Here is a 26,430-nt window from a genome sequence, read left to right as displayed (position 1 = left end):
GTGATCACGATCAAGACGAAAGCGACCGCCGCCATCGTCGGCTCCGGGAACATCGGGACCGACCTGCTCTACAAGCTGATGCGCTCCCCGTACATCGAGCCCCGCTGGATGATCGGCGTGGACCCCGCCAGCGAGGGCCTCGCCCGAGCCCGCCGCGCCGGACTCGAGGCCTCCCACGAGGGCGTGGACCGGCTGCTCGCCCAGGACGAGCTGCCCGACCTGGTCTTCGAGGCCACCTCCGCCTACGTGCACCGGGCCAACGCCCCGCGCTACGCCGAGCTGGGGATCAAGGCGGTCGACCTGACACCGGCCGCCGTCGGCCCCGCCGTGGTGCCGCCCGCGAACCTGACCGCCCACCTCGGCCGGGACAACGTCAACATGATCACCTGCGGCGGCCAGGCCACCATCCCCATGGTGTACGCCGTCTCGCGCGTGGTCCCCGTCGCCTACGCCGAGATCGTGGCCTCGGTTGCCTCCGTCTCGGCCGGCCCCGGCACCCGCGCCAACATCGACGAGTTCACCCGCACGACCTCCCGGGGCATCGAGGAGATCGGCGGCGCCGCCCGCGGCAAGGCCATCATGATCCTCAACCCCGCCGAGCCACCCGTCATCATGCGCGACACCGTCTTCTGCGCGATCCCGGCCGACGCCGACCGCGAGGCCGTCGCCGCCTCGATCAAGCAGATCGCCGAGGACGTGGCCTCGTACGTACCCGGCTACCGGCTGCGCACCGAGCCGCAGTTCGACGATCCATCCCCTCGCTCTTCGAGCTGGGGAGACCCCACGCCCCTGAACGGCGGGACGGCCCGGGTCGCGATCTTCCTGGAGGTGGAGGGCGCCGGCGACTACCTGCCGCCCTACGCCGGAAACCTCGACATCATGACCGCCGCCGCCACCAAGGTCGGCGAAGAGTTCGCCAAGGGGATGATGAAGTGAACGCCTACTCCGACACCCTCGACATCCGCGTCACCGACTCCTCCCTGCGCGACGGCTCGCACGCCAAGCGCCACCAGTTCACCGGCGAGGACGTGCGGTCGGTCGTGACCGCCCTCGACGGCGCCGGGGTCCCCGTCATCGAGGTCACCCACGGGGACGGACTCGGCGGGTCCTCCTTCAACTACGGCTTCTCGAAGACCCCCGAGCAGGAACTCATCAAGATCGCCGCCGATACGGCCAGGAACGCGAAGATCGCCTTCCTGATGCTGCCGGGCCTCGGCGTCAAGGACGACATCCGGGCCGCGCACGGCAACGGCGGCGCGATCTGCCGGATCGCCACCCACTGCACCGAAGCCGACATCTCCGTCCAGCACTTCGGGCTCGCCCGCGAAATGGGCCTGGAGACCGTCGGGTTCCTGATGATGGCCCACTCCACCACCCCCGAGAACCTCGCCCGGCAGGCCCGGATCATGGCCGACGCCGGCTGCCAGTGCGTGTACGTGGTCGACTCCGCCGGCGCCATGGTCATGGACGAGGTCACCGACCGGGTGGCGGCGCTGGTCGCCGAGCTCGGCACCGACGCGCAGGTCGGCTTCCACGGCCACGAGAACCTCGGGCTGGGCGTGGGCAACTCCGTCGCCGCCGTCCGCGCCGGGGCGCTCCAGATCGACGGCTCGACCCGCCGCCTCGGCGCGGGCGCGGGCAACACGCCCGTCGAAGCCTTCGCCGCCGTCTGCCAGAAGATGGGCATCCGCACCGGCATCGACGTCCTGAAGATCATCGACGCCGCCGAGGACGTGGTCCGTCCCGTCATGGACGAGGAGTGCCGGCTCGACCGGATGGCCCTGCTCATGGGCCACGCCGGCGTCTACTCCAGCTTCCTCAAGCACGCCTACCGGCAGGCCGAGCGCTACGGCGTCCCCGGCGCGCAGATCCTGCTCCGCGCGGGCGAGCGCCGCCTCGTCGGCGGCCAGGAGGACCAGCTCATCGACATCGCACTGGAACTCGCCGCCCAGCGCTAGGGCGCGCAGCCCCGGGAGGCGGCGGCCAGCCGCACCACGAACCGCACCACAACGAAGTGGAGGGCCACCCCATGGCCGAAACGACCGCAGCCGACGAAGAACCCCGCGTCATCGAAGCCGCCGCCGTCCCCGCGAGGTTCGCCCGCGGCTGGCACTGCCTGGGACTCGCCGCCCCCTTCCGGGACGGAACCCCGCACGAGATCGAGGCCTTCGGCACCAGACTGGTCGTCTTCCAGGGCGAAGACACCCGCGAGCTGAGCGTCCTGAACGCCTACTGCCCCCACATGGGCGGCAACCTCGCCCACGGCACCGTCAAGGGCGACGCCATCGCCTGCCCCTTCCACGACTGGCGCTGGTCGGGCGACGGCCGCTGCGCCGCCATCCCCTACGCCCGCCGCGTCCCGCCGCGCGCCAGGACCCGGGCGTGGACCACCTGCGAGCGCAACGGCCAGCTCTACGTCTGGCACGACCCGGAGGGCAGCCAGCCGCCGCCCGAGGCCGAGATACCCGTCATCGAGGGCGTGGGCGATCCCGAGTGGAGCGACTGGAGCTGGAACTCCCTGCGCGTGGAGAACTCCAACTGCCGGGAGATCGTCGACAACGTCGTGGACATGGCGCACTTCTACTACGTGCACTACGCCTTCCCGACCTACTTCAAGAACGTCTTCGACGGGCACGTCGCCACCCAGTACATGGAGTCCACCCCGCGCGGAGACGTGGACCTCGGCACCCTCTCCACCGGCGGCGGCCTGCGCTCGGACGCCTCCTACTACGGCCCCTCCTACATGATCGACAAGCTGTGGAGCGACATCGGCGGCGGCGTCGAGCTCGAATCCGTGCTCATCAACTGCCACTACCCGATCGACGAGAACAGCTTCGTGCTCATGTACGGGACGATCGTCAAGAAGCTCCCCGGCATGACCGACGAACAGGCCGCCGACGCCGCCCGCCTGACCTCCGAGGGCCTGGCCGTCGGATTCGAGCAGGACGTCGAGATCTGGAAGAACAAGACCCGCATCGACAACCCGCTCCTGACCGAGGAGGACGGCCCCGTCTACCAGCTCCGCCGCTGGTACGAGCAGTTCTACGTAGACCGCGCCGACGTCAAGGACGAGATGGTGCGCCGCTTCGAGTTCGAGATCGACACCACCCGCGCCACCGCCGCCTGGAAGGCCGAGGTGGCCGAGAACCTCGCCCGCCGCGCGGCCGGGGCCCCGTGATGACCCCGGTCGTCTGCGGGGAGTGCGCCGCCCAGGTGCTGTGCGAGAAGTTCAGCCCCGCCCACACCCAGATCCAGTGGACCGACGAGGCCGCCGTGCTTCCGGGAGGATGCCCGCGCATCGCCGCCGAGGTCGCGGCGGGCCGGCCCAGCGCCCGCGTCCGCTCCTGCGGAGCCCTGCGCGCGAGCATCGAGACGGCCGTCCTGGAGGGCCGACTGGAGGTGGGGGCCGATGCCTGACACCGACAGAGCGGTTACGCCGCCCCCCGCGGGGCGGCTCCCGGGCCCGGCCCCGGCAGCCGCCCCGGGCGGAGCACCCGGCAGGCTGCTGGTCCGCGTCACCGAGCGGATCCAGGAGACCGCCGACGCGGTCTCCCTCGTACTCGACGCGCGACTCCCCTACCGCCCCGGACAGTTCCTCACCCTGCGGCTGCCCCCGTCGAGCGGGGCTCCGGGCGCGGCCCGCTGCTACTCCCTGGCGGGCTCCCCGCACACCGGGGACCCGCTGCGCATCACCGTCAAGCGGGTCCCCGGCGGCGCCGGATCCGGCTGGCTCTGCCAGAGCGTGGCCGTCGGCGACGAGCTGGAGGTCCTGCCGCCCGCAGGCACCTTCACCCCGGCCGACCTGGACCGGGACCTCCTCCTGGTGGCGGGCGGCAGCGGGATCACCCCGGTCCTGTCCATCGCCAAGTCGGCCCTCGCGGCCGGCCGGGGCCACGTCGCCCTGGTGTACGCCAACCGGGACCCCGGCTCGGTGATCTTCCGCGACGAGCTGTGGGGACTGGCCGAGGAACATCCCGGCCGGCTCACCGTCGTGCACTGGCTGGAGAGCCTCCAGGGACTGCCGAGCGCCCCGCACCTGGGCCCGCTCGTGGCCCCGTACGCCGGCCGCGAGGCCTACCTGTGCGGGCCCGCCCCGCTGATGGACGCGGCGGAGACGGCCCTGCGGTCGGTGGGCACCCCGGGCGGGTCCGTCCACCGAGAGCGGTACTTCTCCCTGAGCGGCGACGTCTTCGCGCCCCCGGCCCCGCCCCCGGCGTCCCCGCAGGACGGGGCCGGGGGAGGGGCGGTCGCCGAGGTGGAGCTCGACGGGGCCGTGCACACCGTGCGCTGGCCGGCCGGGACCCCGCTCCTCGACGCGCTGCTCGCCGCGGGCGTCCCCGCCCCGTACTCCTGCCGCGAGGGCGCGTGCAGCGCCTGCTGCTGCCGGGTGGTGGAGGGCGAGACCAAGATGGTCCGCAACGAGGTCCTGGACCGCGAGGACCTGGCCGACGGCTACGTCCTGGCCTGCCAGGCACTGCCGCTCGGCGACCGCGTCCGCGTCACCTACGACGGCTGAACATGGCTGAATGCGACGGGACACGGCCCAACGCGACGGGACACGGCTGAAAGGGCCGGGCCCGGCCCCCTGGCGAGGGGTCGGGCCCGGATCCTTCATTCGTGCGATGACATATCTCTACCCACTACATCCACTCACTGAACCGCAGCCACCCCATCATGTTCTCCATCGCCTGCGCGGAGACGGCCGGCGCCCGGTCCTGCGGCGGAGCCACCCGCGCGGCCCGGCCCGCCCGGCCCGGCCCGTACAGCTCCCGCCACACGGCTCGCGCGCAGGCCAGTACCGCCGGTGCCAGCCGCGCCGACTCCCGGTCCCCGCGGCCCGAGGACACCGACACCGCGGCCACGGCCCGCCCGGCCCCCCGCAGCGGCGCGGCCACGCAGGTGATCCCGCGGAAGCTCTCCTCCCGGTCGTGGGCGACTCCCCGCTCGCGGACCGCCGCGAGCTCGGAGCGCAGCGCCGCCGGCCGGACCAGGGTGCGGGCGGTGCGCGGCCGCAGGCCCTGGGCGAGGACGTGCTCCACCACCGACGGGTCGCTGAACGCGAGGATCGCCTTGCCGGTGGCCGTGCAGTACGCGGGCATCCGCCCGCCGACCCGCGAGGGCACGGTGGTGGCCTCCGAGCCGCCGATCCGCTCCAGGCACACCACCTCGGCCCCGTCGAGCACCGACAGGTGGACCACCCGGCCCGTCTGTTCGTGCAGCGCGTGCAGCAGTGGCAGGGCGGCCCGGCGCAGCCGGTTGTGGTGCGAGGCGAGCGCGCCCAGCTCCAGCATGCGCATGCCCATGCGGTAGTCGCGGCCCTCGCGGTCCAGCCAGCGCAACTGCACCAGCTGGTCGAGGATCCGGTGGGCTGAAGAACGTGGGATTCCGGAGCGGCGCACGACCTCGGTGAGCGACAGCCGCGGCTGTGGACCCTCGAAGGCGCCCAGCACCCTCGCGGCCTTCTCCAGCAGCGAAAGCGGTGCGAGCTCGGTCTCCATGACCTGGTCAAGCACGAGAAAACCCCCTGCGTGAGGCGTTGGGGCGACCCTGCCACGGCTCCTGGCCGCAGGGGAAGCACCGGGAGGGGTGTATTTCATTCAGTAATACTTCAAGTAGTCGTTTCGGCGGGCTTCCCGCTCAGCGGGAACACCTCGTTCCGCGCCCGGACCACCCGGCGTACGTTCCTCGCCATCGATCCCGAACACCCGAAGATCCTTGATCCGAGACGATCCGAGAAGGGGACACCATGAGCGACGAAGAGGTCCTCGCAGCAGTCCGCGCACTCGCCCCCACCCTCCGCGAACGCAGCGCCGAGGCCGAGGCGCAGCGCAAGGTCCCCGAGGCGAGCATCAAGGAACTGGCCGCCACCGGCTTCTTCCGCCTGCTCCAGCCCAAGGCCTACGGCGGCCACGCCGCCAACCCGGCACTCTTCTACGCCGCCGTGAAGGAGATCGCCAAGGCCTGCGGCTCCACCGGCTGGGTCGCCTCCGTCGTCGGCGTCCACCCCTGGCACGTGGCCCTCTACGACCCCCGCGCTCAAGAAGAGGTCTGGGGCCAGGACCGCGACACCCGGATCTGCTCCTCCTACGCCCCCACCGGCAAGGTCACCGCCGTGGACGGAGGATTCACCGTCAGCGGCCGCTGGCACTTCTCCTCAGGCTGCGACCACGCCGACTGGGCCCTGCTCGGCGGACTGGTCACCGACGCCGAAGGCCGGCCCGTGGACATGCGGACCTTCCTGATCCCCCGCACCCAGTACCGCATCGACGAGGTCTGGGACACCGTCGGCCTGCGCGGCTCCGGCTCCAACGACATCCTCGTCGAGGACGTCTTCGTCCCCGACCACCGCGCGCTGAGCTTCGGGCCCGTCACAGCCCTGCAGGTCCCCGGCCACCAGGTCAACCCCGAGCCGCTCTACCGGCTCCCCTACGCCTCCGTCTTCACCACCACCATCTCCACCCCCATCGTCGGCATCGCCGAAGGCGCCTACGAGGACTACGTCGCCGCGACCCGCGAACGCTTCCGCATCTCCTACGGTCAGCAGGTCGCCGAAGACCCCTTCGCCCAGGTCCGCATCGCCCGCGCCGCCAGCGACATCGACGCCTCCTGGCTCCAGCTCCAGCGCAACATCGGCGAGCTCTACGCGCTGGCCGAACGCGGTGAGGAACTCCCCATGCCGCTGCGCACCCGCGCCCGCCGCGACCAGGTCCTCGCCACCGAACGCAGCGTCGCCGCCGTCGACCTCCTGATGGAGAACGCGGGCGGCAGCGCCATGCGCACCGGCGCCAACCCCGTCCAACGCGCCTGGCGCGACGTCCACACCGGCCGCGGTCACGCCGCCAACGACCCCGAGCGGGCCCTGGTCCTCTTCGGACAGGGCGCCCTCGGCCTCGACATCCAGGACACGATGCTGTGAGCGAGCGAGCCCTCTCCTACGAGAACACCTCCCGCACCGCCCGGGCCGGCGCCCTGACCCTGCACTACCACGAGGCCGGCCCCGCCGACGGACCCGTCGTGATCATGCTGCACGGCGGTGGCCCCGGAGCCTCCGGCTGGTCCAACTTCGGCGGCAACCTGCCCCACTTCGCCGAGCGGTTCCGCACCCTGCTCGTCGACCAGCCCTGCTACGGCCGCTCCGACAAACCCGAACCCGACCGCGACTACTTCAGCTTCAGCGCGGGCGCCGTCATCGCCCTCATGGACGAACTCGGCATCGAGCGGGCGAACCTCATCGGCAACTCCCTCGGCGGCGGCACCGCCACCCGCCTGGTCCTCGACCACCCCGGCCGCGTCGACAAGCTCCTGCTCATGGGCCCCGGCGGCATCTCGCTCAACCTCTTCTCCGCCGACCCCACCGAAGGCATCAAGCGGCTCTTCGAGTTCAGCCTCGCCCCCGAGCCCACCCGCGAGCAGATGCGGACCTTCCTCACCACCCTCGCCCACGACCCGGCGATCGTCACCGACGCCCTCGTCGAGGAGCGCTGGGCCCAGGCCACCGACCCCGAAGCCAGGCTCGGGAACGCCCGCATGGGCGCCTCCTTCGCCAAGTGGCCCCAGGACACCATGCTCTGGCGCGAAGCCCACCGCATCAGCCGCCCGGTGCTGCTGACCTGGGGCCGCGAGGACCGCGTCAACCCCGTCGACGGGGCCTTCCTCGCCCTGAAGACCATCCCCGACGCCCGCCTGCACGTCTTCCCGCACTGCGGGCACTGGGCGCAGACCGAGGCAGCCGACGAGTTCAACCGCCTCGCCACCGACTTCTTCCTCCACTGAACGCACCGAGGAGTTCCCCCATGGACATCCGCGCACTCGGATACCTCCGCATCGAGACCGCCGACCTCACCGCCTGGCGCACCTACGTCCTCGACATCCTGGGCATGGTCGAAGCCGAGGGCTCCACGGACACCCTGCTGAACGTCCGCATCGACGACCGCATCCACCGCTTCCAGTTCGTCGCCGGCACCCAGGACCGGCTGCTCGCCGCCGGCTTCGAAGTGGCGAACGCCCGCGCCCTGGAGGACGCCGCCGCCGAACTGGAGAGCGCCGGCCACACCGTCAAGCAGGGCGACGAAGCCACCCTCGCCGACCGCCGCGTCCAGGGCCTGATCCACTGCGAGGACCCCAGCGGCAACCCCCTGGAGATCTACTGGGGCCAGGCCCAGGACCACAGCCCGCTCGGGACCCCGTACGGCAACCGCTTCGTCACCGGCCGACCCGGAGGACCCCACGGAGCCCACGGAAACCTCGGCCTCGGCCACGTCGTCCTGCCCGCCGCCGACACCGAGGTCACCCTCGACTTCTACGAGAACCTCCTCGGCTTCCAGCTCCGCGACTCGATGAAGCTGCCGCCCGTCGCCGTCCCCACCGGCAAGCCCGGCCGCGACTTCCACTGGATGCACTTCCTCAGCCCCAACCGCCGCCACCACAGCCTCGGCCTCTACCCCGGCGCACTGCCGCCCGGCATCGTCCACTTCATGGTCGAACTGGAGACCCTCGACGACGTCGGCTACTGCCTCGACCGCATGAACAAGGCCGGCATCCCCATCGCCTCCACCCTCGGCCGCCACTCCAACGACCACATGGTCTCCTTCTACGCCCAGGCCCCCGGCGGCTTCCAGGTCGAGTACGGCTGGGACGGCCTGGTCGTCGACCCCGCCACCTGGACCGCGAAGGAGATCACCTCGGACAGCTTCTGGGGCCACCAGTGGAACGGCTGACCACCCCCGCCGAGCAGGACGCCCGCTCCCGCCCCGTGGACCCCACCGCCTTCCGCGACGTGCTCGGCGCCTTCGCCTCCGGCATCACCGTCGTCGCGGCCGTCGACGCAGACGGCCGCCCGGCGGGGCTGGCCTGCCAGTCCTTCGCCTCCCTCTCCCTGGACCCGCCGCTGGTCCTGCTCTGCGTCGGCAAGGGCTCCTCCAGCTGGCCCAGGGTCCGGGCGGCCGGCCGGTTCGGGGTCAGCATCCTCGCCGAGGAACAGCGCGCCGTGTGCGAGGCCCTCGGCAGACGCGGAGAGGAGAAGTTCGCCGGAGTCGACTGGGAGCTCTCCGCCCACGGAGCCGTCCGCATCACCGGCGCCCTCGCCACCGTCGACTGCGCCCTGGAAGAGGTCCACGAGGCCGGCGACCACTACCTCGTCACCGCCCGGGTCCTCGAACTGACCGCCCGCGACGGCGGCTCACCCCTGCTGTACTACCGCAGCGCCTACGCCACGGGAGCCTTCGGATGACAACTGAGCACGCCTACGACGTGGTCGTCGTCGGGTCCGGCGCCGCCGGACTCGCCGCCGCCGTCACCGCCCGGCTGCGCGGACTGAGCGTCCTCGTCGTCGAGAAGACCGACAGGTACGGCGGCTCCACCGCCCTGTCCGGCGGCGCGATCTGGGTCCCCGGCAACTTCCACCTCGACCGGGCCGGCCTCGCCGACACCTACGCCAAGGCCCGCGCCTACCTCGACGCCACCGTCGGCGACCGGATCCCGGCCGCCCGCAAGGACGCGTACCTCTCCCACGGGCCGCGCATGGTCAAGGAGTTCCACGACCGCACCGAGATCCGCTTCATGTACACCCCCGGCTACTCGGACTACTTCCCCGAGGCCCAGGGCGGCATGGCACAGGGCCGCTCCATCGAGCCGTGCATCGTCGACTTCAAACGGCTCGGCGAACTGGGCGCCACCATGCGACGGGCCGGACTGCCCACCTACGGGCTGACCATGACCTCGTACGACTTCCGCTTCCTGAACATGGTCAGCCGGACCTGGGCGGGAAAGAAGACCTCCGTCAAGGTCGGCCTGCGCGCGCTGAGGGCGCTTGCCACCGGCCGCAAGCTGCTCTCCCTCGGAGAGGCGCTCGTCGCCCGTATGCGCCTCTCACTGGACCGGCTCGGCGGCGAGTTGTGGCTGTCGGCGCCCCTGACCGGCCTGGTCACGGACCCGGCCGGACGGGTGACGGGCGTACGGGTCCTGCGCGGCGGCCGCGAAGTGACCGTAGCGGCGCGGGGCGGGGTGGTGCTCGCCTCCGGAGGGTTCTCGCACGACCAGGCCCTGCGCGAGAAGCACCTGCCCGCGCCCACCTCCACGGCCTGGACGCACGCCTCCGAGGGCCAGAGCGGCGACGCCCTCAGGCTCGGTGAGGAACTGGGCGCCGCCACCGACCTGCTGGACAAGGTGTGGGGCGCGCCGTCGGTGTGCCCGCCGGGGGAGAAGCCGTTCTTCCTCGTCGCCGACCGCGGCATCCCGGGCATGGTCATAGTCAACGAAGCGGGGGAGCGCTACGCCAACGAGGCCCTGCCGTACCACGCGTTCGTCGACCGGATGTACGCCGCCGACCGCCCGGAGGCCACGACCGTGCCGTCCTGGCTGATCCTCGACGCCCGCTCCAAGGCCCGGTACATCTTCGCCGGGCTCTTCCCCGGACAGCCCTTCCCCAAGAAGTGGCTGGAGAGCGGCTTCCTGAAGAAGGCCGACACCCTGGAGGAGCTGGCCCGGCAGACCGCCGCCCCCGGCCTGCCCGCCGCGATCAGCCGCTTCAACGCCTTCGCCGAAGAGGGCGTGGACGCGGACTTCGGACGGGGCGAGAGCGTCTACGACCGCTACTACGGCGACCCGACGCTCCCCAACCCCAACCTGGCACCGATCGAGAAGGGCCCCTTCTACGCGGTCCCCGTGCACCCGGGGGACATCGGCACCAAGGGCGGACTGGTCACCGACACCGACGGCCGGGTGCTCCGCGAGGACTCCACGCCGATCCCCGGCCTCTACGCCTCGGGCAACTGCTCGGCGGCGGTGATGGGCGAGACCTACCCCGGGCCGGGCGCCACGATCGGCCCCGCGATGGCCTTCAGCTGGGCGGCGGTCAACGCGATCGCCGCCCGGCTGGACGGCGACAGCGACGGCGACAGCGCCTAGGAGAGCTTGCCGTCGTAGTCCGGCAGCTTGACGGTGCGCTCGGCGTGGCCGCCGACCAGGTCGCTCTGGTTGTTGCCGATGTTGGCGATGATCGTGTAGCCGCGCGCCTCGATCTCGGCCCGCTTGGCCGTCTTGTACGCGCTGACCTCGCTGAACAGGGCGGGCAGATCGCGGACGTAGAGGCCCGAGACGGGGTAGCCGACCGCCTTGAGGTTGCGCTCGGTGAGGGAGTACACGATCCCCGGGCGGGCGGTGACGAAGAAGATGGCGACCCCGCGGTCGTTCGCGTACCGGGTCAGGTCACGGACCTTGGCGATCGCGGGTGTCGGGGACGTCCAGAACCAGTGGAAGTCCGTCTCCAGCGAGGAGTTGTCGATGTCGAGGACGATCGCGGGCTTCTCACCGGCGGGCGCGGCGGCGATGCGCTGCTCGATCCCGGGCCGGGCCGCGTCGACGACGGCGGCGACGTCGCGCTGCCAGGTGGCGTAGTCGAGGCCGAGGAACACCGCGTTGCCGCCGGGCGCGGACGCGGTGGCGACCGGGGCGACCGCCTTCGCGGGGGCGGCGGCGGGGGCCGCCTGGGCGGCGGCGGCCGGAACCAGGGCCAGTACGGCCGCTGCGGCGGCCACGGCGGCGGCGGTTTTACGGGGGCTGCGCATGGGGGACGCTCCTCGGTCACTCATTGGCATGTACGTGACCAGATTTGAGCAGCGGCCGCCCCCGTGTCTACTGGCCGGTAAGTAACTTTTCGTGGACGGCCGGTGAACCTCCGTCACGGACGGCGCCGGTGTCGCGTCAGTGCGGCGGTGGCATCACGCCGGGCCGTTGCCCGACGCGGCACTAGGTGTCGCACTCCAGCACCGTGTGGCACAGCCTGCAGCGGGCCCGGACCGGCCCGCCGCCGGCGGGCAGCCGCAGCCGCTGCTCGCACACCGGGCACGGGAAGCTCACCCGCAGCCCGCCCCCGTGCTCCTCGAAGCGGTACGCCGCCCCGTGCCCCGGAGCGCCGGCCCCGCCCCCGCCGCGCGGTCCCGGGCGTAGCGCCGCCGCTCCGGGCGGCCCGCCGTCGCCAGGGGGGCCCGGCGCAGGTCCCGGTCGCACTGGGCGCGACCGCGTACGTACGCCTCGTAGGCCTGCGGGCTGGTGAACCACGTGGAGAGGTCCTCGCCGCCCAGCAGCCGGGCGCGCTTGGCGAGGACGTAGCCGAACTCCTCCGGCGTGAGGTAGCCGAGCTTCTGGTGGGTGAGCTCGTCCTCGCGGTAGGCGTCGAGGAGCAGCCAGCCGGGTCCGAGGAGGGCGGCGGCGGTGTCCGTGAGGATCTCGTTGGCCTCGGTGGTGGGGAACCGCAGGTCGAGGCGGTGCAGCAGGACGTGGGCGGCCTCGTGGGCGAGGGCCGCCGCCAGATCGCGGCGATGGACCCGGAACCGGTCGTTGACCTCGACGAAGTACTCCGGACCGGCCGTCAGTTCCACGGTGGCCGCCTCCTGCATCGCGCGGAAGCTCACCACCATGCGTGCGTCGGGCAGCCGCAGTGCCCGGACCATCGCGGAAGCCACCCGGTGGGCCCCGAGGTGCAGGTCGTCGGCGGGGCCGAAGGCGGCGTCGGCGGGTGCGAAGGGGGTGTCGTAGGAGCGGACCCCGTCGCCCGAGAGCCGCCGGAACAGCGCGGTGACGGAGTGGCGGACCGTATCCAGATGTGGAAATCCGTGCTGAACCGGGCTGCTGTGCCTGCTCTTCTGCGTCATGGGGCCCCCTGCGCCGCAGATTGTCCGAAAACACGTTCTTGAACTCGACCGTCTGTGCGATGTGTCATGGACCCGTCATGCGGACGCTCGTCGTACGGGCACCCGCCCCGCAGACGTTCGTCGTGCACCCGATGACACGCAAGGCCCGACCCCCCACGAAAGGCAGCGTGCCGACTGTGTCCACCCTTGCCCGCACCTCGCTCCGGTTCCTCAAGCGCACCCTCGCCGTAGGAGCCGTCGCCCTCGCGGCCGTCAGCCTCCAGCCCGGATCCGCCACCGCCTCCACCGCCCCCGTCGTCGGCGGGACGCGCGCCGCCCAGGGCGAGTTCCCCTTCATGGTCCGCCTCTCCATGGGCTGCGGCGGCGCCCTCTACACCCAGCAGATCGTCCTCACCGCCGCCCACTGCGTGGACGGCTCCGGGAACAACACCTCGATCACCGCCACCGCCGGAACCGTCGACCTCAACAGCTCCAGCGCCATCAAGGTCAAGTCCACCAAGGTGCTCCAGGCCCCCGGCTACAACGGCACCGGCAAGGACTGGGCCCTCATCAAGCTCGCCAAGCCCATCGACCTGCCGACCCTCAAGATCGCCGACACCAAGGCCTACGACAACGGCACCTTCACCGTCGCCGGCTGGGGCGCCACCCGCGAAGGCGGCGGCCAGCAGCGCTATCTGATGAAGGCCACCGTCCCCTTCGTCTCCGACGCCTCCTGCCAGGCCTCCTACGGCAGCTCCCTCGTCCCCGCCGAAGAAATCTGCGCCGGCTTCACCCAGGGCGGCGTGGACACCTGCCAGGGCGACTCGGGCGGCCCCATGTTCCGCCGGGACAGCGCGAACGCCTGGATCCAGGTCGGCATAGTCAGCTGGGGCGAGGGCTGCGCACGGCCCGACTACCCCGGCGTCTACACCGAGGTCTCCACCTTCGCCACGGCCATCAAGAACGCCGCCGCGACGCTCTGACCGTCCCCTCCCGCCCCTCTCGTCACCCTTCTCCTCGCCCCCCTCCTCGTCCTTCCGGCCCCCGCCCACGGGGCCGGAAGGACGAGGCGCGATGTACCAAATGTACGTAAGGTCGTCCCTGATACCGCGAGGCTGGGACACCGCTGCCCCGGCCCCGCGGACCCCTGCCGGCGCTCCGCCGTGCGGTTGCGGGCCCGAGCGCCCGCGGTTCCCATGGGAAGACCCCTGGGGAGAACCCACCAGGTGGGCAGACACAGTCAGCGGGCGACAGTGGGGCAGGCGGCGCATGACGATCAGAGTGATCATCGCGGACGACCAGGAGATGGTCAGGACCGGCTTCCGGATGATCCTCGAAAGCCAGCCCGACATCGAAGTGGTCGCCGACGTCGTCGACGGCGAAGCCGCCCTCGCGGCCGTCGCCCTGCACCGCCCCGACGTACTCCTCCTCGACATCCGCATGCCGCGCCTCGACGGGCTCGAAGTCACCCGACGCCTCTCCGGCAGCGACCGCCCCCGCATCGTCATCGTCACCACCTTCGACCTCGACGAGTACGTCCACGCGGCGCTCCACGGCGGAGCGTCCGGCTTCCTCCTCAAGGACGCGAGCCCGGCCATGCTGGTTGAAGCGGTCCGGGCCGCAGCCGTCGGAGACTCCCTCGTCTCGCCCGCCATCACCGTGCGCCTGCTGCGCGAAATGGCCCTGCGCACCCCCGCCTCCGTGGCCGCCCGCCGCCCGGCGGAGCCCCTGACCGACCGCGAACGCGAAGTCGTACGCTGCCTCGCGCGCGGCCTGACCAACGCGGAGATCGCAGCCGAGCTCTACGTCTCCCTCTCCACGGTCAAGACCCACCTGGCCAACGTCCAGACCAAAATCAACGCCCGCAACCGCGTGGAAATCGCCGCCTGGGCCTGGGAAAGCGGCCTGGCAGGCACCCCGGCGTGACACCCCGGCACCGCGGCCACCCTGCGGGGCACATCCGACCCGCTTGGCACATCCGCCCTGCGGGGCACATCCGACCCGCGGGGTGGACCCGCCCTGCTGGGCAATTCCAGCCCCGCCAGGGGGTCCCCCCGGACGGAGTCTGGGGGAGTTTGAGGCGCGGGGTCTGGGGCGGCGCCCCAGGAAGCCGGCGCGCAGCGTCTCCGACGACGCCCGCCCCCACGGGCCCGGCCCCCACCACCCCGCGCATCGGCATCGGCACCCGCATCCGCCCCCGCACCCACACGACCGGCGGAGCCACCCGCGAAGCCGGGGCGAACCCGTGAGCCCCCTGAGTCCATGGGCCCGCCGCCACCCCTACATCGCGGACTGGATCCGCATCATCCTCTCCGTCACCCTCCTCGCCCTCGTCAGCTTCGAAGGCGTCGTCCTCGCCCGACAGCCCAGCGCCCCCCACGCCGCCGTCTGGGTGTCCGGCATCCTCGTCTGCCTCAGCGCCGCGCCCTGGCCCGGCATGCCACTCATCGCGCGCTCCTGGTTCGCCGCCGCCGTCACCTGGACCGTCACGCTCCTGCTGATCTTCGGCAACCACCCCATCGTGGTCTGGGGCGGCGGCGAAGCCATCGCGCTCCTCGTCCTCCTCAGCCAGATCCTGCTCCGCGCCCCCGCCCGCACCGCCGCCGTACTCGGTCCCGTACTCGGCCTCGGCTGCATGGCGGTACCCGTCCGGGACACCGACCCGGGCCGGTTCACGCTGCTCTTCTCCGTGCTCGCCGTCGTCGTCACCGCCTACTCCCTGCTCCTGCGCCTGCAGTCCGTCCAACGCGTCCGCGAGCTGCGCGCCGTACGCAGCGCGGAGCGCCTGGAACTGGCGCGCGAGCTCCACGACCTGGTCGCCCACCACGTGACCGGCATCGTCGTCGAGGCACGGGCCGCCAGGTTCACCAACGTCTCCGCCGAACGCGCCGGCGAGATCTTCGGCCGCATCGAGGCCGCCGGCGACGAGGCCCTCGGCTCCATGCGCCGCCTCGTCAAGATCCTCCGCGAAGGCGCCGAGGACACCGCCACGGGCCCGGGCCCGGGCACCGGCCCCGGCGCGGCCGCGACCCCCGGCACCGCCCCCGTCGCGGGCCTCCGCGAGATCCGAGAGCTGGTGGAACGGTTCGCGGTCACCGGCCCGCCCCTGGCCCTCTACATCGAGGACGGGCTGGAGACCAGGCTCCCCGCCGACGTCGCCGCCACCGCCCACCGCATCGTCCTCGAAGCCCTCACCAACATCGGCAAGCACGCCGCGACGGCCACCGCCGTCCGGATCGGCCTGCGCACCGTCCCGGCCGGCCTGGAAGTCCGCATCGCCGACGACGGCGGCCGCCCCCTCAGACTCTCCGAGAACGCCCGGGGCGGCGGCTACGGCCTCGTCGGCATGGCCGAACGGGCCGAGGCCCTCGGCGGCTCCCTCACCGCCGGCCCGGCCCCCGAAGGCGGCTGGCTCGTCACGGCGGTCCTACCGCTCTAGGCTCCAGTCCCCCGCCCCCCGGATCGCACGCCCCGCGCCCGCCGCCCCCGGCGGCCAGGCCAGGGTCGGTCTCGGGTGATCCACGTGGGTTCGTACCCCCTGCCGTCTCACTGACCGACTGGCCGAGGAACCGCGCGCGTCCGCCACGTATTCTCGGGAACCATGAACACCAGCGACATCGACGAGTCCGTCACCGCAGAGCTGGCCCGCCTGAGGGACAGCATCGACAACATCGACGCGGCCGTGGTGCACATGCTCGCCGAGCGCTTCAAGTGCACCCAGCAGGTCGGCCACCTCAAGGCCCGCCACCAGCTGCCCCCGGCCGACCCGGGTCGCGAGGCCAGCCAGATCGCCCGGCTGCGCCAGCTCGCCGAGAACGCCAAACTCGACCCCGCCTTCGCCGAGAAGCTCCTCAACTTCATCATCGCCGAGGTCATCCGCCACCACGAGACGATCGCTGCGGGCGAAGAGTAGTTTCCTGGGGCCCGGCGCCGTTATCCGGCAGCATGGGCCCCATGTCCGCATTGACGCGCAATGAAGCGCAGCTCCGAGCCCAGCTCCTCGACGTCCGCCACTACGAGGTCGCCCTCGACCTGACCACCGGCGACGAGACCTTCGAGTCCCGCACCGTCATCCGGTTCGACGCCCGCACCGCCGGAGACACCTTCGTCGAGCTGAAACCGGACGAACTGCATTCCGTGGAGCTCGACGGGCATCGCCTGGACCCCGCCGCCCTCGCCGACGGCCGCCTCCCGCTCACCGGCCTCACGGAAGGCCCCCACGAGCTACGCCTCGAAGCCCGGATGCGCTACTCCCGCACCGGCGAAGGCCTCCACCGCTTCACCGACCCCGCGGACGGGGAGACGTACGTCTACACCCAGATGTTCCTGGACGACGTCCAGCGGGTCTTTCCGGCCTTCGACCAGCCCGACTTGAAGGCCGTCTTCGAGTTCACCGTCACCGCCCCCGCACAGTGGACGGTCCTCGCCAACGGCATCACCACGCGCGTCGGCGACCACGAGGATGAGAGCGACGGCGCCGACGGCACGGGCGCGGGCGACGGATCAGGCGACCGCGCGGGCATCTGGAAGTCCGCCCCCACCCCCGTCATCTCCACCTACCTCGCCGCCGTAGCCGCAGGCCCCTGGCACAGCATCCGCACCGAGCACGCGGGAATCCCCTTCGGCCTCCACTGCCGCCGCTCCCTCGCCCCCTACCTCGACGCGGACGCTCAGGAGATCCTCTCCATCACCACCGACTGCTACGACCGCTTCCACGAGAAGTTCACCGAGCCCTACCCCTTCGACTCCTACGACCAGGCCTTCGTACCGGAGTTCAACGCCGGCGCCATGGAGAACCCGGGCCTGGTCACATTCCGCGACGAATACGTCTTCCGCTCCGCCGTCACCGACAACGAACGCCAGCGGCGCGCCGTGACCATCGCCCACGAGATGGCCCACATGTGGTTCGGCGACCTCGTCACCCTCAGCTGGTGGGACGACATCTGGCTCAACGAGTCCTTCGCCGAATACATGGGCTACCAGACCCTCGTCGAAGCCACCCGCTTCAGCGAGCCCTGGACCGGATTCGGCATGGAACGCAAGCCCTGGGGCTACGACGCCGACCAGCGCCCCTCTACCCACCCCGTCGCCCCGGACGCGGCCTCCGTCCCCGACACCGCCTCCGCCCTCCTCAACTTCGACGGCATCTCCTACGCCAAGGGAGCCTCCGCACTGCGCCAACTCGTAGCCTGGCTCGGCGAAAAGGACTTCCTGGCCGGCATCAACACCCACTTCGCCCGCCACAAGTTCGCCAACGCCTCCCTCGCCGAATTCGTGGACTCCCTCGCCGCCCACACCGACCGCGACGTCCACGCCTGGGCCGAGACCTGGCTGCGCACCACCGGCGTCGACACCCTCGCACCGCGCATCGAGGAGAGCCGCGGCGGCTGGACCCTCACCGTCGACCGCACCGGCAGCCGCACCCACCACATCGCGGCCGGCCTCTACGACCGGGCCACCGACGGAGCCCTCGAACCCCGCGAGATCCTCGCCCTCGACGTACCCTCCGAGGAAGTCCTCTCCGTCAGCGGCCCGCGCCCCGCCCTCCTCGTCCTCAACGACGGCGACCTCACCTACGCCAAGGTCCGCCTCGACGAGACCTCACTGGAAGCCGCCCTGCGCGGGATCTCCCGCATCCCCGACCCGCTCACCCGCGCCGTCGTCTGGAACTCCCTGCGCGACATGGTCCGCGACGGCGAACTGGGCGCCGCCGACTACCTGGCGACCGCCGAAGCACACGTACCCGCGGAAACGAACCTGGAGATCGTCCAGAACGTACTCGGCTTCGCCCGCGCCCAGATCGCCGACCGCTACCTCGCCCCCGAACACCGCACCGCAGTCCTCGCCACCCTCACCTCCCTCACCCGCGCCCTGCTGCGCCGCACCGAGGACGGCTCCGACCCCGGCCTGCGGCTCGTCGCCGTCCGCGCCTTCATCGACAGCGCGACCCAGCCCGACACCGTGGCCGCCTGGCTCGCCGAAGGCACCGTCCCCGGCGGCCCCGAACTCGACCCCGAACTGCGCTGGCGCATCCTGGCCCGCCTGTCCGTACTCGGCGCCGTCGACGGCCCGGACATCGACGAAGCCCTCGCCGCCGACCCCAGCGCCACCGGACAGGAAGGCGCGGCCCGCTGCCGAGCCGCCCTGCCCACACCCGAGGCGAAGGCCGCCGCCTGGGACCGGCTCTTCCACGACGACACCCTGTCCAACTACCTCTTCACCGCCACCGCCCAGGGCTTCTGGCAGCCCGAACAGGCCGATCTCGTAAGGGAGTACGTACCCCGCGTCTACCCCGAGGCCGTCGCCCTGGCCACCCGTCGAGGCCCCGCCATCGCAGACGCCGCGGGCCGCTGGGCCTTCCCCGGCCACGAAATCACCGAAGCCAACCTCCAGGCCGGCCACGCCTGCCTGACCGCCCCCGCCATCACCCCCGTCCTCCACCGCAAGCTCGTGGACCACTTGGACGACCTCACCCGGGCCCTGCGCACCCGAGCCCTCCAAACCCGCGGCTGACACCCGCGCACCGGGACCCACCCGGCCGGGGCACGGACCCCGGCCGGGCGGCCGCCAGGACGGCGACGGCTGGAAATCGACCACCCGCGAAGCCCGGCGGTTACCCCATTCGGGCCTGATCGTTGTACCGCCCGGGTGCCCGGCCCCCTCGTCGGGGCGACACTCCTCGACGATCCTTTCCCGTGAGGACACAACCGCATGACAGCGCCCCCCGGCACAGGCAGAGGCACCGCCCCGCTCGCCGGCGGAGCCCATGGCGCCGACGCCCTGCGACCCCTCCTCGACACCGTCCTCGAAGCCCTGCGCACCGGAGCCCGCGCCCGCGGCGGACCCCTCCCCGCAGGCGGACCCGACGCGGTCGGCGCCCGGGTACGAGCCGCACTGGGCGAAGTCCTCCCCGACCACGGGCACGGCGACCACGAAGCCCTGCGGACCCTCGTGCACACCCTCGCCGCGGGCGCCGCCGACCCCGCCGACCCCCTGTGCGCCGCCCACCTGCACTGCCCGCCCCTCGCCGTCGCGGCCGCCGCAGACCTCGCCGCCAGCGCCCTCAACCCCTCCCTCGACTCCTGGGACCAGGCCCCCGCCGCCTCCGTCGTCGAAGAGCTCCTCACCCGCACCCTCGCCGCCGAGTTCTACGACACCCCGCACCCCGACGCGGTCCTCACCACCGGCGGCACCGAAGCCAACCAACTGGCCGTCCTCCTCGCCCGCGAACGCCACGGACCCCGCCTCACCGTCCTGCACGGCGCCAACGCCCACCACTCCATCCCGCGAGCCGCCTGGCTCCTCGGCCTGCCCCCCGCCCGCGCCCTGGCCACCCCCCGCGGAACCCTCGACCCCGCCACCCTCGCCGAAGCCCTCGCCGGCACCACCGGCCCCGTCCTCGTCACCGCCACCGCGGGCACCACCGACGCAGGCCTCATCGACCCCCTCGGCCCCCTCGCCGACCTCTGCGACCACCACCGCGCTGACCTCCACATCGACGCCGCATACGGCGGCCTCCTCGCCCTCAGCCCCCGCCACCGCCCCAAACTCGCAGGCCTCCACCGAGCCCGGTCGATCACCCTCGACCTCCACAAACTCGGCTGGCAACCCGTCGCCGCCGGACTCCTCACCGTCCCCGACACCACCCTGCTCGCACCCCTCGCCCACCAGGCCGACTACCTCAACGCCGAAGACGACACCGAAGCCGGCCTGCCCGACCTCCTCGGCCGCTCCCTGCGCACCACCCGCCGCGCAGACGCCTTCAAGATCGCCGCCACCCTGCGCTCCCTCGGCCGCGACGGCCTCACCCACCTCATCGACCGCACCTGCGCACTCGCCGAACACCTCGCCCGGCTCCTCGAAGCACACCCCGCCTTCGAACTCCACGCGGCGCCCACCATCAGCACCGTCCTGTTCCGGCCCACCCACGCCGACGACACCCGCCTCGCCGCCCTGCGCCGCACCCTCCTCCTCGACGGCACCGCCGTCCTGGGCCGGGCCACCGCCGACGGCCGCCTGTGGCTCAAGGCCACCCTGCTCAACCCCCACACCACCACAGGGGACCTGGACACCCTCGTGAACCTCCTGGAAGGCAGAACCCACCGATGACCGCCCAGCTCGATGCACCCCACGACCTCGTCGGAATCGGCATCGGCCCCTTCAACCTCTCCCTCGCCGCCCTCGCCCACGGCCTGCCCCACCAAGGCGCCGGCGAACTCGCCACCGCCTTCTACGACCAGCGCCGCGACTTCCGCTGGCACCCCGGACTCCTCATCGACGGAGCCACCCTCCAAGTCCCCTTCCTCGCCGACCTCGTCACCCTCGCCGACCCCGCCAGCCCCTGGTCCTTCCTCAGCTACCTCAAGCACAAGGAACGGCTCTTCCCCTTCTACTTCGCCGAGCGCTTCCACATCCAGCGCGCCGAATACGACGCCTACTGCCGCTGGGTCGCAGGCCGCCTCCCCGGACTCCACTTCGGCCACCAGGTCGACGCCGTCCGCTGGAACCCCGAACGCGACCTCTTCGAAGTCGACTTCACCCAGCTCGACGCCGACGGAGAAGCCGAAGCCCTCGGCCGCACCTACACCCGCAACCTCGCCCTCGGCATCGGCACCGCCCCCTACGTCCCCGAAGCACTGCGCCCCCTCGCCGAAGCCCCCACCGTCCCGGTGATCCACTCCTCCGAGTACCTCGACAACCGCCGGCGCATCCTCGGCGCGGAACACGTCACCGTCATCGGATCGGGCCAGTCCGGAGCCGAAGTCTTCCTCGACCTCCTGCGCTCCCGCCCCGCCGGCCGCGAGCGCCTCACCTGGCTCGCCCGCACCCCCTCCTTCGCCCCCATGGAGTACTCCAAGCTCGGCCTGGAACACTTCACCCCCGACTACACCCGCTACTTCCACGACCTGCCCGAACCGGTCCGGGACCGCCTCGTCCCCGCCCAGTGGCAACTCCACAAGGGCATCGACGCCGACACCATCGCCGCCATCCACGAGGAGCTCTACCGCCGCACCCTCGACGGAGGCTGGCCCGACGCCGTCCTCACCCCCGGAGTCAGCGTCCGCACCGCAGGCCGCGTAGCCACCACCAAGGTCGAACTCCACCTCGAACACGTGGACCAGGGCACCCGCTCCCGCCTCACCACCGACGCCGTCGTCCTCGCCACCGGCTACCGCGAACGGCCCCTCACGAGCCTCCTCGCAGGACTCGACCCCTACCTGCGCAAGGACTCCTCAGGGCGCCCCCGCATCGACGACCGCTACCGGATGATCCTCGACCCCACCGTCACCGGCAGCGTCTTCGTCCAGAACGGCGAACGCCACACCCACGGCGTCGGAGCCCCCGACCTCGGCCTCGCCGCCTGGCGCAGCGCCGCCATCCTGAACACCCTGACGGGCAAGGAGCCCTACCCGCAGCCCACCCGCACCGCCTTCACCACCTTCGGCCTCGAACAGCGGGAACACTCCCGCCCGCAACCCGCGGGGGAACTGCTCCCACTGGTCGAGCACCCATAAGAAGAAACGTTTAGAAGACCACCGCTTTTAGAAGACCGGTGTCCCGGCCCGGGTCAGACGCCAGTCCACAGATGCGAACTGCGCCGGGTCCACCGTCCCCTTCGCCTTCACCCACTGGATGATCGTGTTACGTATCTCATCCGAATTGGCCCACAACTGCCGGGCCTGCGGCACATGCGGGAAGTTCCCGCCACCAGAAGCCCGGTAGTTGTTCACCGCCAGCACGAACTGCGCCGCCGGATCCACCGCCTTGCCCTGGAAGGACAGCCCCACGATCCGCGAACCCACCGGCGCCGACACATCGATGTCGTACGTCAACCCGTACACCGCGTCGTAGTTGTAGTCCGGCGTGCTCTCGGAATTCGTCAACTTCGCCGGATCCACCACCTCATCCGGCGCCGTCCGCACGTAGTACTTCGCCGAATACTCCAGATACGCCTTCATCTGCGCACCCGTCATCAGCCGCGCCTCCAGCGTGTTCTCGAACGGATACAGACCCGCCGCATCCTTGATGGTCACCTGACCCGCCGGAATCGCCGCCGTCCGCGAGAAGCACGAAGCCTGCGACAGCACCGGCAGCGCCGCCCACTCCGTACCCGCCAGCGCCGCCTTCACCGTCTCGGCCTGCACATGGCTGATCAGATCGATGATCGCCACGTCCTTGACCGGACCCTCCGCCGAGGACATCGCCTGCGTGGACGAACCGATCACCTGATTGACGTACGCCACCACCTTGCGGTGCTCGTCCGACAGCAGCCGCACTATCTTCGGGTCCTCCACCGCCGCATTCGAATTCAGCACCCGCGCCGACACCTTCGCCACCGCCCAGCAGCCCTTCGCCCAGGTCAGCTCGAAGTCGAACAACGTCAGCCGCTGACCCCACTTCAAAGGCTCCGACAGCACCACGTCCTTGCCGGTCGCCTTGTTCTTCACCCGGTACTCCGGGATCTCCGTGTGCGCGTGCCCCACCAGGATCGCGTCGATCCCCGGCACCTGCTCCGCCACCAGACCCGCCGCGTTCTCGATGTACGGCAACTGGTCACCGTACGAAGACGTACCGCTCGAACCCGAATGCGCCGACACGATCACCACATCCGCACCCAGCGACCGCAGCCGCGGCACATACTTCGCCGCCTGCTCCTCAAGACCCGGGAACGTCATCTTCCCCTGCACGTTCGCCTTGTCCCAGATCGCGATCCCCGGATTCGTCAGACCCAGCACCGCCACCTTCACATCCCGCCCGTGCGGAGTGCGCAGCCGGTGCATGCTGTACGGAGGGAACGCCGGCCGCAACGTCTTGGCATCCAGCGCGTTCGCCCCCAGCAGCGGGAAATCACACTGCTCCTCGAACTTGCGCAGCACCGGAATGCCGTAGTTGAACTCGTGGTTCCCCAGCGCCGCCGCGTCGTACCCGATCGCATTCATCGCCTGCGCCATCGGATGCACCGGACCACGCCGCGCGGTGATCGGATCCACCTTCGCGTAGTAGTACGACAACTGCGTGCCCTGAATGGTGTCACCGGCATCGATCAGCAGTGTGTTGCACCGCCCCTTCTCCGCCCGCACCTGATTCACCAACGTGGAGATCTTCGCCAGACCGACATCGTTGTGCGCCTTGTCGTCGAACTCCTTGTCCATGAAGTAGTCCCAGTTGAAGACGTTCCCGTGCAGGTCCGTCGTCCCCATCACCGTGAACGCGTACGTCCTCGACCCCGCGGCCGGAGCCGCACCGACAGCCCCCTCGGCCGCGGCGGCCGGGGTGCTCGTGGCCCCCGCCAACGCCACAGCCGCACCCGTCGCAGCCGAAGTGCCCAGAAAAGTCCTACGGTCGAACGCCATGCCATCTCCCCTTTTGAGGTACGCGAGTACATGTAGGCAACGCGCGTAGATTCTGACCCAGCAGCAACAAGACGCAACACCCCCAGCAGGTTTCGATCCGATGACCACACCCGAACGAGCCACAGTGCGACAGTGAATCCATGACCCAGGACGCATCGCACCAGCCCTACGGAACCCCCGAAGTCCCCCGCGTCGCAGTCCGCGGCGAAGCCACCCTCGAAGTCGACCCCGAGATCGCCCGCATCGGCATCACCGTCAGCGCCCGCGGCACCGACCGACGCACCGCCCTCGAAGACCTCACCCGCCGCAACAACGCCGTCCTCGACCTCGTCAAAAGCTACGGCGACCCCGTCGAAAAACTCGAAACCGGCGCCTTCTCCATCACCCCCGAACTCACCCGCCACGGCCGCGGCGAACGCATCCGCGCCTACCACGGACGCGTCCACCTCACCGCCGAACTCAACGACTTCACCACCCTCGGCGAACTCACCACCCGCCTCGCCGACCTCGAACTCACCCAAGTCGACGGCCCCTGGTGGGCCCTGCGCCCCACCTCACCCGCCCACGGCGAAGCCCGCCGCCAAGCCGTACTCGAAGCCGTCCAACGCGCCCGCGAATACGCCGCCGCCCTCGGAGCCGACCTCGCAGCCCTCGTCGAACTCGCCGACCTCGGAGCCGAGAACGCCCCCACCCCCTTCCGAGCGAACGCCCCCGGCGCCGGCATGCGCACCATGGCCTTCAGCGCCGCCGAGGACACCGCCCCCGCACTCGACCTCGAACCCGAGCGCCAGACCGTCTACGCCCAGGTCAACGCCCGCTTCACCATGACTCCTCCCCAGCTCTGAAAACCCCCTCCCAAGACCCACGAACGGTGCCTCGGGGGTGCTCATCAGAGCACCCCCATGCACATTCAACAATTGTCAACAAGCTTTTGCTTAAAGGTTGTTGAGTGGACACCCGGAACCAATTTCCTACTGCCTGGTAGGGGCATACGCTCGCCCCATGCGCCGAGCGAAAATCGTATGTACCCTGGGCCCCGCCACCGACTCATACGACCAGATCAAAGCCCTGGTCGAAGCCGGAATGGACATCGCCCGCTTCAACCTCAGCCACGGCACCTACGCCGAACACGAGGAGCGATACCAACGCGTCCGCAAAGCCGCCGACGAAACCGGCCGCAGCGTCGGCGTCCTCGCAGACCTTCAAGGCCCGAAGATCCGCCTCGGCCGCTTCCGCGAAGGACCCGTACTCCTTGAACGCGGCGACGACTTCACCATCACCGTCGAAGACCACGAAGGCGACCGCCACACCTGCGGCACCACCTACAAAGGCCTCGCCACCGACGTCACCACCGGCGAACGCATCCTCGTAGACGACGGCCGCGTCACCCTCGAAGTCACCGCAGTCGACGGCCCCCGCGTCCACACCCGCGTCATCGAAGGCGGCATGGTCTCCGACCACAAGGGACTCAACCTCCCCGGCGTCGCAGTCTCCGTACCCGCCCTCTCCGAAAAAGACATCGACGACCTCCGCTGGGCCCTGCGCATCGGCGCCGACGTCATCGCCCTCTCCTTCGTCCGCAGCGGCAACGACATCCAAGACGTCCACCGCATCATGGACGAAGAAGGCCGACGCCTCCCCGTCATCGCCAAAGTCGAAAAGCCCCAGGCCGTCGAAAACATCGACGACATCGTCGCCGCCTTCGACGGCATCATGGTCGCCCGCGGCGACCTCGGCGTCGAAATGCCCCTGGAACAAGTCCCCATCGTCCAGAAACGAGCCGTCAAGCTCGCCAAGCGCAACGCCAAGCCCGTCATCGTCGCCACCCAAATGCTCGACTCGATGATCGACAACTCCCGACCCACCCGCGCCGAAGCCTCCGACGTCGCCAACGCCGTCATCGACGGCACCGACGCCGTCATGCTCTCCGGCGAAACCAGCGTCGGCAAATACCCCATCGAAACCGTCCGCACCATGGCCCGCATCATCGAAGCCGCCGAAGAAGACATCCTCGCCAAGGGCCTCCCCCCACTCACCGACCGCAACAAGCCCCGCACCCAAGGCGGAGCAGTCGCCCGCGCCGCCGCCGAAATGGGCGACTTCCTCGGAGCCAAATTCCTCGTCGCCTTCACCCAGAGCGGAGACACCGTCCGCCGTCTCTCCCGCTACCGCTCACCCATCCCCCTCCTCGCCTTCACCCCCGACCCCGCCACCCGCTCCCAGCTCAACCTCACCTGGGGCGTCGAAACCTTCCTCGGCCCCCACGTCGACTCCACCGACGCGATGGTCGCCCAAGTCGAAGAAGAACTCCTGCGCATCGGCCGCTGCGTACCCGGCGACGTCGTCGTCATCACCGCCGGCTCACCCCCCGGAGTCACCGGATCCACCAACCTGGTCCGCGTCCACCACATCGGCGACGCCGTCCGCTGAAGCCGACACCCCGCGGC

22 protein-coding genes and 1 pseudogene are annotated in these 26,430 nt (G+C 71.1%); 19 read left to right on the top strand and 4 right to left on the bottom strand.

Annotated elements, in window-relative coordinates:
- Positions 1 to 3 precede the first annotated feature (3 nt).
- From AC3IYJ_RS10795 to AC3IYJ_RS10775, 5 genes are all read left to right on the top strand, one after another.
- Positions 4 to 936 (top strand): acetaldehyde dehydrogenase (acetylating), encoded by a 933-nt coding sequence (locus AC3IYJ_RS10795; RefSeq protein ID WP_489402770.1) that lies wholly within the window; start codon positions 4 to 6, stop codon positions 934 to 936.
- Positions 933 to 1,958 carry a 4-hydroxy-2-oxovalerate aldolase gene (gene dmpG / locus AC3IYJ_RS10790; RefSeq protein WP_489401088.1) on the top strand — a complete coding sequence of 342 codons (1,026 nt, stop codon included), beginning with the start codon at positions 933 to 935 and terminating at the stop codon, positions 1,956 to 1,958. Before AC3IYJ_RS10795 ends, dmpG begins: the two co-directional genes overlap by 4 nt.
- Positions 1,959 to 2,029: 71 nt before the next feature.
- On the top strand, positions 2,030 to 3,178 hold the full coding sequence (locus AC3IYJ_RS10785) for a 3-ketosteroid-9-alpha-monooxygenase, oxygenase component (RefSeq protein ID WP_489401087.1): 1,149 nt from the start codon (positions 2,030 to 2,032) through the stop codon (positions 3,176 to 3,178).
- Entirely contained in the window at positions 3,178 to 3,417 is a 240-nt protein-coding gene (locus tag AC3IYJ_RS10780) for a hypothetical protein (protein ID WP_489401086.1), read from the top strand. The genes AC3IYJ_RS10785 and AC3IYJ_RS10780 overlap by 1 nt, the downstream gene beginning before the upstream one ends.
- Positions 3,410 to 4,516: a 2Fe-2S iron-sulfur cluster-binding protein gene (locus tag AC3IYJ_RS10775; RefSeq protein WP_489401085.1), complete on the top strand. Its 1,107-nt coding sequence runs from the start codon at positions 3,410 to 3,412 to the stop codon at positions 4,514 to 4,516. Before AC3IYJ_RS10780 ends, AC3IYJ_RS10775 begins: the two co-directional genes overlap by 8 nt.
- Before the next feature lie 124 nt (positions 4,517 to 4,640).
- Here the strand turns inward: AC3IYJ_RS10775 and AC3IYJ_RS10770 are convergent, their stop codons facing one another.
- Positions 4,641 to 5,513, bottom strand: coding sequence for an IclR family transcriptional regulator (locus AC3IYJ_RS10770; RefSeq protein WP_489401084.1), 873 nt, complete (start codon positions 5,511 to 5,513; stop codon positions 4,641 to 4,643).
- A 233-nt stretch (positions 5,514 to 5,746) separates the two neighbouring features.
- Here AC3IYJ_RS10770 and hsaA point away from each other — a divergent pair, with 233 nt between their 5' ends.
- Genes hsaA through AC3IYJ_RS10745 form a run of 5 tightly spaced genes read left to right on the top strand, consistent with a single transcriptional unit; the run spans position 5,747 to position 10,905 of the window.
- Positions 5,747 to 6,916 carry a 3-hydroxy-9,10-secoandrosta-1,3,5(10)-triene-9,17-dione monooxygenase oxygenase subunit gene (gene hsaA / locus AC3IYJ_RS10765; RefSeq protein WP_489401083.1) on the top strand — a complete coding sequence of 390 codons (1,170 nt, stop codon included), beginning with the start codon at positions 5,747 to 5,749 and terminating at the stop codon, positions 6,914 to 6,916.
- A complete protein-coding gene (gene hsaD / locus AC3IYJ_RS10760; protein ID WP_489401082.1) occupies positions 6,913 to 7,773 on the top strand; it encodes a 4,5:9,10-diseco-3-hydroxy-5,9,17-trioxoandrosta-1(10),2-diene-4-oate hydrolase in 861 nt (286 codons plus the stop codon). Before hsaA ends, hsaD begins: the two co-directional genes overlap by 4 nt.
- Before the next feature lie 20 nt (positions 7,774 to 7,793).
- Positions 7,794 to 8,717 (top strand): VOC family protein, encoded by a 924-nt coding sequence (locus AC3IYJ_RS10755; protein ID WP_489401081.1) that lies wholly within the window; start codon positions 7,794 to 7,796, stop codon positions 8,715 to 8,717.
- Positions 8,705 to 9,229 (top strand): flavin reductase family protein, encoded by a 525-nt coding sequence (locus AC3IYJ_RS10750; protein WP_489401080.1) that lies wholly within the window; start codon positions 8,705 to 8,707, stop codon positions 9,227 to 9,229. Before AC3IYJ_RS10755 ends, AC3IYJ_RS10750 begins: the two co-directional genes overlap by 13 nt.
- Entirely contained in the window at positions 9,226 to 10,905 is a 1,680-nt protein-coding gene (locus tag AC3IYJ_RS10745) for an FAD-dependent oxidoreductase (RefSeq protein ID WP_489401079.1), read from the top strand. Before AC3IYJ_RS10750 ends, AC3IYJ_RS10745 begins: the two co-directional genes overlap by 4 nt.
- Here AC3IYJ_RS10745 and AC3IYJ_RS10740 read toward each other — a convergent pair.
- Together AC3IYJ_RS10740 and AC3IYJ_RS10735 are read right to left on the bottom strand one after the other, a co-directional pair.
- Positions 10,902 to 11,564, bottom strand: a complete 663-nt coding sequence (locus AC3IYJ_RS10740) for an HAD family acid phosphatase (protein WP_489401078.1) — start codon at positions 11,562 to 11,564, stop codon at positions 10,902 to 10,904. The genes AC3IYJ_RS10745 and AC3IYJ_RS10740 overlap by 4 nt on opposite strands.
- A gap of 181 nt (positions 11,565 to 11,745) precedes the next feature.
- A pseudogene (locus tag AC3IYJ_RS10735) lies at positions 11,746 to 12,650 on the bottom strand (hypothetical protein).
- A gap of 167 nt (positions 12,651 to 12,817) precedes the next feature.
- Here AC3IYJ_RS10735 and AC3IYJ_RS10730 point away from each other — a divergent pair.
- The 7 genes from AC3IYJ_RS10730 to AC3IYJ_RS10700 all read left to right on the top strand — a co-directional run bounded on the left by AC3IYJ_RS10730 (position 12,818) and on the right by AC3IYJ_RS10700 (position 22,144).
- Positions 12,818 to 13,612, top strand: coding sequence for a serine protease (locus tag AC3IYJ_RS10730; protein ID WP_489401077.1), 795 nt, complete (start codon positions 12,818 to 12,820; stop codon positions 13,610 to 13,612).
- Positions 13,613 to 13,898: 286 nt separating this feature from the next.
- Complete coding sequence (locus tag AC3IYJ_RS10725; protein WP_489401076.1) at positions 13,899 to 14,555, top strand: response regulator; 657 nt, start codon at positions 13,899 to 13,901, stop codon at positions 14,553 to 14,555.
- Positions 14,556 to 14,874: 319 nt separating this feature from the next.
- Positions 14,875 to 16,068 (top strand): sensor histidine kinase, encoded by a 1,194-nt coding sequence (locus AC3IYJ_RS10720; RefSeq protein ID WP_489401075.1) that lies wholly within the window; start codon positions 14,875 to 14,877, stop codon positions 16,066 to 16,068.
- Between the two features lie 162 nt (positions 16,069 to 16,230).
- Complete coding sequence (locus AC3IYJ_RS10715; protein WP_489401074.1) at positions 16,231 to 16,542, top strand: chorismate mutase; 312 nt, start codon at positions 16,231 to 16,233, stop codon at positions 16,540 to 16,542.
- A 41-nt stretch (positions 16,543 to 16,583) separates the two neighbouring features.
- Positions 16,584 to 19,142 carry an aminopeptidase N gene (gene pepN, locus AC3IYJ_RS10710; protein WP_489401073.1) on the top strand — a complete coding sequence of 853 codons (2,559 nt, stop codon included), beginning with the start codon at positions 16,584 to 16,586 and terminating at the stop codon, positions 19,140 to 19,142.
- Between the two features lie 198 nt (positions 19,143 to 19,340).
- Complete coding sequence (locus AC3IYJ_RS10705) at positions 19,341 to 20,738, top strand: pyridoxal phosphate-dependent decarboxylase family protein (RefSeq protein ID WP_489401072.1); 1,398 nt, start codon at positions 19,341 to 19,343, stop codon at positions 20,736 to 20,738.
- Positions 20,735 to 22,144, top strand: coding sequence for a lysine N(6)-hydroxylase/L-ornithine N(5)-oxygenase family protein (locus AC3IYJ_RS10700; RefSeq protein WP_489401071.1), 1,410 nt, complete (start codon positions 20,735 to 20,737; stop codon positions 22,142 to 22,144). Before AC3IYJ_RS10705 ends, AC3IYJ_RS10700 begins: the two co-directional genes overlap by 4 nt.
- Before the next feature lie 27 nt (positions 22,145 to 22,171).
- On the opposite strand, the gene AC3IYJ_RS10695 is transcribed toward AC3IYJ_RS10700, so the two are convergent.
- On the bottom strand, positions 22,172 to 23,983 hold the full coding sequence (locus AC3IYJ_RS10695) for a bifunctional metallophosphatase/5'-nucleotidase (protein ID WP_489401070.1): 1,812 nt from the start codon (positions 23,981 to 23,983) through the stop codon (positions 22,172 to 22,174).
- Between the two features lie 140 nt (positions 23,984 to 24,123).
- Here AC3IYJ_RS10695 and AC3IYJ_RS10690 point away from each other — a divergent pair, with 140 nt between their 5' ends.
- Positions 24,124 to 24,828 carry an SIMPL domain-containing protein gene (locus AC3IYJ_RS10690; RefSeq protein WP_489401069.1) on the top strand — a complete coding sequence of 235 codons (705 nt, stop codon included), beginning with the start codon at positions 24,124 to 24,126 and terminating at the stop codon, positions 24,826 to 24,828.
- Positions 24,829 to 24,985: 157 nt separating this feature from the next.
- Entirely contained in the window at positions 24,986 to 26,413 is a 1,428-nt protein-coding gene (pyk, locus tag AC3IYJ_RS10685) for a pyruvate kinase (protein WP_489401068.1), read from the top strand.
- Positions 26,414 to 26,430: the final 17 nt, after the last annotated feature.

The sequence above is a fragment of the Streptomyces sp. GL_140 genome, from assembly GCF_057834465.1.
Note: the sequence above shows the minus strand (reverse complement) of the source record. Positions and strands in the feature narration are given on the sequence as shown.